Source organism: Thermostichus sp. MS-CIW-15 (assembly GCF_054060575.1).
This window is the reverse complement of the sequence record NZ_JBSSDI010000006.1, coordinates 106,835-113,698: the sequence shown is the minus strand read 5'-3', so window position 1 is coordinate 113,698 and position 6,864 is coordinate 106,835. Positions and strand designations below refer to the sequence as shown.

The 6,864-nt window shown below is 59.3% G+C and carries 5 protein-coding genes; 1 reads left to right on the top strand and 4 read right to left on the bottom strand.

All coding sequences use genetic code 11. The features are described from left to right. Positions 1–166 precede the first annotated feature (166 nt). From ACVW0R_RS03765 to ACVW0R_RS03755, 3 genes are all read right to left on the bottom strand, one after another. Positions 167–1,003: a hypothetical protein gene (locus ACVW0R_RS03765; protein WP_240530337.1), complete on the bottom strand. Its 837-nt coding sequence runs from the start codon at positions 1,001–1,003 to the stop codon at positions 167–169. 224 nt (positions 1,004–1,227) lie between these two features. After that, positions 1,228–1,830, bottom strand: coding sequence for a transcriptional regulator NrdR (gene nrdR, locus ACVW0R_RS03760; protein WP_011429961.1), 603 nt, complete (start codon positions 1,828–1,830; stop codon positions 1,228–1,230). A 68-nt stretch (positions 1,831–1,898) separates the two neighbouring features. Further along, complete coding sequence (locus ACVW0R_RS03755; RefSeq protein ID WP_011429960.1) at positions 1,899–3,440, bottom strand: cryptochrome/photolyase family protein; 1,542 nt, start codon at positions 3,438–3,440, stop codon at positions 1,899–1,901. 86 nt (positions 3,441–3,526) lie between these two features. On the opposite strand from ACVW0R_RS03755, the gene ACVW0R_RS03750 reads away from it, so the two are divergent. Then, positions 3,527–5,920 (top strand): ArnT family glycosyltransferase, encoded by a 2,394-nt coding sequence (locus ACVW0R_RS03750; protein ID WP_457501671.1) that lies wholly within the window; start codon positions 3,527–3,529, stop codon positions 5,918–5,920. Here the strand turns inward: ACVW0R_RS03750 and ACVW0R_RS03745 are convergent. Continuing rightward, positions 5,802–6,830, bottom strand: a complete 1,029-nt coding sequence (locus ACVW0R_RS03745) for a LysR family transcriptional regulator (protein ID WP_011429958.1) — start codon at positions 6,828–6,830, stop codon at positions 5,802–5,804. The two genes, ACVW0R_RS03750 and ACVW0R_RS03745, sit on opposite strands and share 119 nt — an antisense overlap. Positions 6,831–6,864: the final 34 nt, after the last annotated feature.

Genomic DNA, 6,864 nt, shown 5'->3' with positions numbered 1-6,864 from the left:
ATCAGCGGCGAACCTACTTGAGGGGTGACCCTCCGGTAACCTAGCTCGGTGCCAGGCTCATCTCTCCACACCAACCCCCCAATACAAGGGGGGTTGTTGCGTATCTCAAGGGGTAACTCTGCAGTCTCTATGGGTGTAGAGGGTGTACGGAATTCCTTCTCCGGGACTATTGGGGTGCTTTCACAGGAGCGGGTGATGGGTTGTTGCGCAAAAAGGGTTGTACAGCTACGAAGCCCAATCCAAAAGAGGCGACTACCAAAAGAACTGCAGCGGCCATCCAAAGCAAAACGGATCCTTGGGATCCGTGATGTTGATCGCGCACCCGTTGGTAGACACTGGTGGCATGAACCTCGCCACCCATATTCTGCATCAACTCTTCCAAGGAGGGAATCTGATAGCCGGCACGGGGGTAAGGAGGCTCAGCAGGAGTGTCTTGACGGGGACGGGGGGGTAGAGTGGAGGGCTGAGATCGGGGCTCAAGGGGGGGGGTGGCAAAGTCAGAGTAAGAGGGAGTTGGATAGACGTTGCCAGGGAAGGGTGAAACCTCGCTGCGAGCTTGGCGTCGCTTGAGGCGATTCAAAAAATCATAGGAGGGAGAGGCTTGGTCATGTTCTGAGGTCAGGCCATCCCCTCGAAAAGGGGCTGCAGCAGCCTCTCTTTCAAGAGCAGCGGCTTGGCTTGTGTCAGCAAGCCGTAGGCTGATTTGCTGTAGGCGCTTCAAGGCCTGGCCCAATTGCCCCTGAAATTCTTGCGCGATGGCAGTAATTTCTCCAGACAATTGTTGATGCAGAGCGCGCAGGCGCTGGTTTTCGGAGGAGAGGCGGCTCACCTGCTGACGGGCAGATTCCAGCTCTTCAGCCACTTGTTGATATACCTGGATTGGCACTGTCCCCGGCCCGGTCTCTAGTGAGGCAGGGGCGCGAAAGCTGCTGTTGCCGGGCAAGCCATTGGGGTTGCCGTTGCGAGCTTCAGAGGGGCTAGAACCCCGAAAGTCGTACTGCATAAGTTGAATCAATCCGTCAGAAAGGATGAAAAGCTGAGGAAGGTGGGCAGGCGGGGATCCCGAACAGACAAGGCCGCAAGGATCACCCAGGGGTAGCGCTGAACACCGACCGGCCGAGGATGCCTAGCGCTATGCTTAGTGTAAGCGGCAATTGCTAACCCAAGCATACCGCTAAGCTTTTTGGATGGGAGCCCCTTTCTAGCAGTTTTTCTCGCCCGCAAGCGTTATTTCGGGATCTCCGAGAGATTGCTCGAGGTGTCGTTTTGATCGAGGAGTTGGGGAATACCCCCCACCCAGTCTGGAGAAGCTGTGGATTCCGACTCTGAAGGGGGAGAGTTCCGCAACGGCCGCTCCAGATCTCGTCGTAGGTGGGTTTCCAACCGTTCCAACTGTTCCAGTTCGGTAACAAAGTCTTTTATACCCTGGAACTTGCGGTACACGGAGGCAAAGCGCACATAGGCAACTTCGCTCAGGCGCTGTAGGCGCTCCAGTACCATCTCGCCAATGCGTAGGGTAGTTACCTCTTGAACGTCTTCCAGTTGCAGTTTTTCTTCGATTTCGTTGACCAACTCCTCCATCTGCTTGACGCTAACCTGGGTTTTTTGGCAAGCGCGCATCACCCCCTGCAAGATCTTGTTGCGGTTAAAACTCTCTCGGGATCCATCCCGTTTAATGACCATGATGGGCATGAATTCGATGCGCTCATAGGTGGTGAAGCGATAGCCACAGGACATGCACTCCCGCCGCCGCCGCACGCTTTGGCCACCTTCTGCCGAACGGGACTCTAAAACACGAATTTCTTGCTTGCCGCAGCGGGGACATTTCATGACGTGGGCTCCTTGAACCAAGTAACACGTGAAGAGAGGGTGCTCCAATTCTAGTGAATACCAGACAGCTAGGCATTGGGGGTGGACTCCCACCAAGCAGCGGCTTGCGCTTGGATTTGGGCCCTCTGCTCTGGCTGGAGGCGATCCAGGTGGGCCAGTACCCCTTTCATTCTTCCCAAGGGAAGCAAAAGGGGCCGGTGGCGCAACAGGAAATCCCAGTAGAAGGTATTGAAGGGACAGGCCCGTTCGCCCACCTTTTCGCTGGGATTGTAGCGGCAATGGCGGCAGTAGTCACTCATTTTGCGGATGTACTGGGCGGAAGCGGCGTAGGGTTTGGTGGAAAGCATGCCCCCGTCGGCAAAGAGGCCCATGCCGATGACGTTGGGCTGCATCACCCAGTCGTAGCTGTCGATGAACACGTCGTGAAACCACGCTTCTACGGCTTGAGGTTGGATACCGCTGATGAGCGCGAAATTGCTGAGCACCATTAGGCGCTGGATGTGGTGGGCATAGCCATGGCGGCGAATTTGCCTCAGGGTGTGCCGCAGGCAGGCCATGTCCGTTTCGCCTGTCCAAAAAAAGTCGGGCAGGGGGCGGTAGTGGCCAAAAAAGTTGGTCTGGGCATAGCCCTGGGGCATTTGGTATTCGTAGAAGCCGCGCATGTATTCCCGCCAGCCCAGGATCTGGCGGATGAAGCCTTCGGCAGAGGGGAGAGGGATCCCGCCGCGATGGTAGGCCTGCTCGGCAGCGGTGATGACTTCTTGGGGGGTGAGGAGCCCTAGGTTGAGGTAAGGGGAAAGGAGGGAGTGGTAGAGGAAGTCTTCTTCGACTTGCATAGCGTCCTGCCAGGGGCCGAAGTGGGGCAGGCGGTGCTGGATGAAGTCCTCAAGCACCTGCAGGGCTTGGGCACGGGTGACGGCCCAGCCAAAGCCTTCCAGGGATCCAAAGTGGTGGCCGTAATGGCGCCGCACTTTCTCCATCACCGCCTGCGTGATGGCGTCGGGGGGAAACGTCAGAGGCGGCGGGTAGCGCCGGCCAGGTTGGGGAGGCTGCCGGTTTTCCCGGTCGTAGTTCCAGCGCCCGCCGAGGGGCTGGGAGCCGTCCATGAGGATGCGGAAGCGTTTGCGCCCTTGGCGATAGAAGTCCTCTAGGAGGAGGCGCTTGCGGCCTGAGGCCCAGTCGATAAATTGGCGGGCTGTCCAGAGAAAGTGGTTATTTTCCAAGACCAGGAGGGGGCAGGGGAGGGCAGACCTCAGCTTTTCCACCTCATCCCGGACGGGAATATCGGTGGGCTGCATGAGGCGGATCTGTTGCAATCGATGTTGCCTAGCCCAGGCTTGCAGGGGTTCGGCATAGTCTTCGGCTTCCGCATAGGTGACGGGGTGGCCGCGCTGTTGCAATTCTTGGGCAAAGTGGCGCATGGCCGACCAGACCAGGACCAGCTTTTGCTGGTGATGGTTGCGGGAGCTGGCCCAGGCGTGGGACTCGACAAGGAGAACGGGAACGCGGTGGGGGGGGAGGGCTGAGAGGGAGGCCAGGGCAGATTGCTGCGGATGCAGTTGATCCGAAAGGATCCAAACTCCTTCTGAACCCGTGGTCGAGACGGTCATGGGGAATTCTGGATAGCTTAGATAGCTGGATCCAGGTTGAGTTTAGCTCTGGGGCAGAACGCTAAAGGGAGGGGATCCAGCCGGCTATGGGCGAGATAGCCAGAAGGAAGGTCCAAAAGGGGCAAGGGATCCCCTTTCTCCAGGTCTGGGCCGGGCTGGGGATGGTGGCGCTGCTGCTGCTGCTGGTTTGGAACTGGAGCGATCCCCTGCCGCCGGCCTGGGATGAGGCGCAGCACCTGTTGCAGGCGCAGGCGTTTGGGGATCACCTGAGCCGGTTTCGCTGGGAAGGGCTGTGGTGGCAGCAGTTTTTGCACTTGAACCAGCGCTACCCGCCTCTGGCCTATTGGTTGGGGATCCCGTTGGCAGCGCTGCATCCGTTTGGCCGGGCCGATGGGCAGTTGCTCAATTTGGTGTTGCTGGGGATCCTGACCCTGGCCACCCAGCGGCTGGGGTGGCGGGCCTATCGCTCTTGGGAAGTGGGCTGGCTGGCGGCAGTGTTGGTGCTTCTCTATCCGGGGATCACGGCTTTGGCTCATGTCTACATGCTGGAGCTGCCGCTGCTGGTGGCGGTGACGCTGGCTTTTTGGGCGCTGTGGGCCTACGCGGAGGAGCCGTCCTGGCGGGGGGCGGTGGGGGTGGGGGCGGGGCTGGCGGCGGTGCTGCTGACCAAGTGGACGGGGGTGCTGTTTTTGCTGCCGCCGCTGCTGGCTGTTCCGCTGGGGGTGAGGATCCCTTGGCCGCTGCGGCTGGCCCACCTGGCCCTGGGAATGGGGGTGACGCTGCTCTTGTGCTGGCCCTGGTATGGAGCTAACTGGCTGTTTGTGCTCAGCAATGGGTGGGCCTATGCCGACACCGCCCACTACTACGTCACCTGTGCGGCGGGATCCCTGTGCTGGTGGACGGCCTACTTGCGCTGGTTGCCCCTGCAGATGGGCCCTTGGCTATGCCCCTTGCCACTGCTGAGCTTGTGGGGATCCCCAAGCCGGCGGGAGGCTCTCCTCTGGGGCCTCTACGGCTCGGGCTACTTGCTCTACACCCTGGTGGCCATCAAGGATGTGCGCTTTACGCTGCCGCTATTGCCCCTGCTGGCCCTTCTCTCGGCGGGTGGGCTGGACAAAGTCTGGCGTTGGCTGGGGGGACGCTGGGGGCAAAAGGCGCTGCGCCAGGGAGTTGGCATAAGCCTAGCTCTGGGATCCCTGGCCCTCTTTAACCTGGGGCAGCCCCTCACTCCCGGCGTAGCTCCTCTCTGGAAAGGGATCCAAATGCACTGGCAGGGGCAGCACCCTCAACAGGAGCTGACGCGGTGGATTGGATCCCGGGTGCAGCCAGGTTTGACCGCCACCCTAGGCGTTCTTCCCAACACCGAGCTGATCTCGTCGGAAACTCTCAGCTACTTGGCGGCCCTACAGCGCTGGCCCATCACCTTCCGCGGCGCCGGCCAAACCCCCTGGCCAGAGGTGGAGCTGGCGCTTCTGGATGGGTTTGTGGATGCGCCAGGGGAGCAAGGAATTGTCGGCCCCTACGGTCCAGCTAAGGAGCAAATTCGGCAACTCCTAGACAAAAGTCCTGACTGGCAGCAAGAGCATTTTGATCTGCCGGCGGTGGGCCGGCTGTCCACCTACTTCCCCAGCAAGCCCAGGGTTGTGCTGCAAGAGTTGCCCGCTGCGGCAGAGGCGGTGGATCTGCTAGAGCTCCAGGTCTTGCCAGAGGAAGGGATCCCAGCCTGGCACTTGCGCTGGCAGGGGCCAGCCCAGGACTTGGCGCAAACCCTCGTCTGGGCGCGACTGGAAGATCCCCAGGGGCAGGTCTTGGCCAAGCGGGCCTGGGTGGTGGGACAGAACCGCCTGTTGCCCTACGCCGCCGGCAGTTGGCAGGTGGAGGAGATCTTGGCCTGGCCAGAGCTGGCAACCAAAGAAGGAATCCTCCACCTGGAGTGGCAACCTCCCCAGGGAAGGCGTCGGTCGTTCAGTCAGCCCTGGGAGGGATCCCGCAGCGGGAAAGGGGGATCCCTTATCTCCCCTGGAGATCCCCTCTTTCTCCTACAACAGGCAGCTAGGGCGGCTGCGATTGGGGATCTGGAGGCGCTCTCCCTCTACCTCAACGCCTGGACGACGTTGCAATATCCAACTTTCCTCACCGATCCGGATCGGGTTTTGATCCGGCAACTGCTGGAGGGAGAAGAGCAATGGGCAGCCGCCCAGAGCTGGCGGGAACGGCAGATCCAAAGCCACTACGAGCTGGCGTTGCTGGAGGTGGCCCTGCTGCGGCCGCAAGCAGCCCAGCGGCATTTTCAGCGGATTGTCGAGCTGGATCCCGAAGACAATTGGGCACGGGCCTATTTGGCATTTTTACGGGTCTTTTTTACCCATGATTTTCGGAGCCTCCAGGGGTTGCAGCAAGAGCTGGCGGCTGCAATTTATCCCCTTTGCCAGAAAGCCAATCCGGATTGGGACTTGAGTTGGCTCTGCGCGGCTCTTTAGGAGGAAGATCCAGATCTATTTGAGAAACTTGAGAAAGCAGGAAATCGGCAAAAGCTTTGGCTACCACCGAGAGGCGCTTGGAGCGCAAATAGACCAAATGCCAAAATCCACGGATGGGAAACTCTTCCACATCCAAAATGGTCAAATGGTTTTGCCAATCTCCCAGAGCCAACACATGCTGAGACAAAACCGAAATGCCCAGCCCGCCGATAATGCCCTGGCGAATGGCTTCGCCACTGCCTATCTCCATGCGGATGTTGAGCTTGAGGTTATGTTTGTCGAAGAGCCGCTCCACCGCCATGCGGGTGCCGGAGCCGGGCTCGCGGGCCAAGAAGGGCTCTTGAGCAATACGGGCCAGGGGGATCCGCTTCTGGCCCGCCAAAGGATGGTGAATAGGAGCCATCACCACCAAGGGATTTTCTAGAAAAGGTTGCGCCACCACGTCCAAATCTTCCGGGGGCATCCCCATCACATAGAGATCGTCCATGTTGTGGCTGAGTCGCTCCAAAACCTGCTGCCGGTTCAGCACCTTGAGGGATACATCGATGCCGGGATACCGCTGACAAAACGTGCCCAGCAGGCGGGGAATAAAGTATTTGGCCGTAGTGACCACACCAATGCTCAGTCGCCCTTGTTTTAACCCCTTCAGGTCGGCGAGGGTCATCTCAAATTCGTTCAACTGCTCAAAGATTTTTTGACAAGTTTGGTACAAAGCTTGCCCCGCCTCTGTGAGATAGAGCCGCTTGCCCACCTGCTCAAACAGCGGCAGCCCCACCGATTTGCTCAATTGCTTGATCTGCATGGAAATCGTGGGCTGGGTCAGGTAAAGCTCCTCAGCGGCACGGGTGAAGCTGAGATGACGGGCAGCAACCTCGAAGATTTGCAACTGGTGCAGCGTAATGGCCTTCATGGAGAATCAAGGATCACTAAAGGTTTACTCTTAA

Excerpts from the sequence above, each read along its gene's own strand:
- ACVW0R_RS03755 (WP_011429960.1), bottom strand. The coding sequence starts at position 3,440 with ATGACCGTCTCGACCACGGGTTCAGAAGGAGTTTGGATCCTTTCGGAT.
- ACVW0R_RS03765 (WP_240530337.1), bottom strand. The coding sequence starts at position 1,003 with ATGCAGTACGACTTTCGGGGTTCTAGCCCCTCTGAAGCTCGCAACGGC.
- ACVW0R_RS03750 (WP_457501671.1), top strand. The coding sequence starts at position 3,527 with ATGGGCGAGATAGCCAGAAGGAAGGTCCAAAAGGGGCAAGGGATCCCC.
- nrdR (WP_011429961.1), bottom strand. The coding sequence starts at position 1,830 with ATGAAATGTCCCCGCTGCGGCAAGCAAGAAATTCGTGTTTTAGAGTCC.
- ACVW0R_RS03745 (WP_011429958.1), bottom strand. The coding sequence starts at position 6,830 with ATGAAGGCCATTACGCTGCACCAGTTGCAAATCTTCGAGGTTGCTGCC.